The sequence below is a fragment of the Neisseria sp. P0021.S006 genome (assembly GCF_051956895.1).
In genome coordinates, this window is record NZ_JBQCWZ010000275.1 from 1 (window position 1) to 1668 (window position 1668).

Sequence of the window (1668 nt, forward strand, 5' to 3'; positions counted from 1 at the left end):
GAAGTATTCCATCCTTGCCCTGATTTAGCGTTTATTCCTAATAAAAATGCCACGAAAAATTTGAAATATAAAAATAATACTATGCCTCCAAAAATAGTAGCAGTAGCTATTAAAGCAGGTGGATTAGTAATTACTTCAGGAAAAATGCTTAATTGATCTATGATTTTAAGATAATCATATATAAAAAATCCACCAATAAATGTTCCTAATATTGCTGAGAACCCTAATAATTTACTGATGATTTCCAAATAATCAGAGAGTTTTCTTTGCTCTTCTGGTTGCTCAACTGTCTCAGCTTGTTTAATTTCCTCCTGTTGTGTAGCAGCATTATTTTTAGCAGCATTTTCTTCCGCTTTCTTTGAGTTTTTATTTTTTTCTTGAACATCTCCATTCCATAATTTTTTAAAAAATTTACATAAGCGTGTAAGTTTATTTTTATTCTGTACATTGTCTTTTGATTCAGGCTGCTTATTTTCAGCGGTGTGCTCTGACTGCTCTTGAATGCCTTTGTCAGCCGTTTTTTCTTGATTTTCTTTAGGGTTTTGCGTGTTTTTGTTTAAGTTAGCTTTTGATTTGTTTTTTGATTTAACCGGTTTAACCATTGATCAATCCTCTTTTTTCCCAAAAAAGACGGATTATACCCGACTTTCACAATCCCCCATCTCACACCGCTTACGGTATAATATGCACTTGTTTAAAGACTTTGCGGGGCGTTTCAGACGACCTTGCGGCAAGGGATGGCTATGAATATGAAAAAGATTGTTGCCGTTGCTTCTGTGGCGGCGTTGTTGGGCGGTTGCGCTTATGATTCAGACTCGGCGTTCGGCGGTTTGGGCGGTGGTACGGGTATCGGCGGCAGCGTGATGAAGATGGCGGTCGATCATCAATGCCGTTCGGAGTTGAACAAGCGCAATGAGTGGCGTTTAATCGCGCTAACGATGAGCGCGGAAAAACAGCGCGAGTGGGAAGACAAAATCTGCGGCTGCGCGAGCGAGGAAGCGCCGAATCAGGTGTCCGCGCAAGAGTTGATGGATGTTTTGAATCCTTCTTCGCGCGATCAGGCGATTGCGTCGGTAACGGTGAAAACCGTCAATGCTTGTTTCAAGCGTTTGTATAGATAATGTTTTTCAGACGACCTCTGTGTAATGGGGTTGTCTGAAAGTTTATAGTGGATTAAGGTCGGGATAAGGCGACTTGCGGGATGGTTCTCAGGCAGGTTTCCTGTTTTGACCGGCAATATTTTTGTTTTTATAGAGAAGAAACCATGAAATACATCAGCACCCGCGGTGCAACCGCACGCAAGCAATTCAGCGAAATTTTATTGATGGGCTTGGCTCCTGACGGCGGTTTGATGCTGCCTGAGCAATACCCTCAAATCGACCGTGCTACTTTAGACCAATGGCGCACACTCAGCTATCCTGAGCTGGCGTTTGAAGTCATGAGCCTGTTTGCCACCGACATTCCTGCTGATGATTTACGTGACATTATCAACCGCACCTACACCGAAGAAGTATTTGGTACCAAAGCCATTACTCCGGTGCGCACACTTTCAGACGGCATCAAAATCCAAGCCCTGTCCAACGGCCCGACTTTGGCATTCAAAGATATGGCCATGCAATTCTTGGGCAATGCGTTTGAATATGTATTGAACAAAGAAGGCAAAGAACT

At 42.6% G+C, this 1668-nt stretch carries 1 protein-coding gene and 2 pseudogenes; 2 read left to right on the forward strand and 1 reads right to left on the reverse strand.

The window, feature by feature from the left end:
• A pseudogene (locus ACTHUM_RS13290) lies at positions 1 to 602 on the reverse strand (hypothetical protein); the annotation flags it as partial.
• A 147-nt stretch (positions 603 to 749) separates the two neighbouring features.
• On the opposite strand from ACTHUM_RS13290, the gene ACTHUM_RS13295 reads away from it, so the two are divergent.
• Both ACTHUM_RS13295 and ACTHUM_RS13300 read left to right on the forward strand, forming a co-directional pair.
• A complete protein-coding gene (locus tag ACTHUM_RS13295) occupies positions 750 to 1121 on the forward strand; it encodes a hypothetical protein (protein WP_199900367.1) in 372 nt (123 codons plus the stop codon).
• A 143-nt stretch (positions 1122 to 1264) separates the two neighbouring features.
• Positions 1265 to 1668, forward strand: a pseudogene (locus tag ACTHUM_RS13300) (threonine synthase); the annotation flags it as partial.

Bases quoted from the DNA above. Each gene is read 5' to 3' on its own strand.
- ACTHUM_RS13295 (WP_199900367.1), top strand. From the start codon at position 750: ATGAAAAAGATTGTTGCCGTTGCTTCTGTGGCGGCGTTGTTGGGCGGT.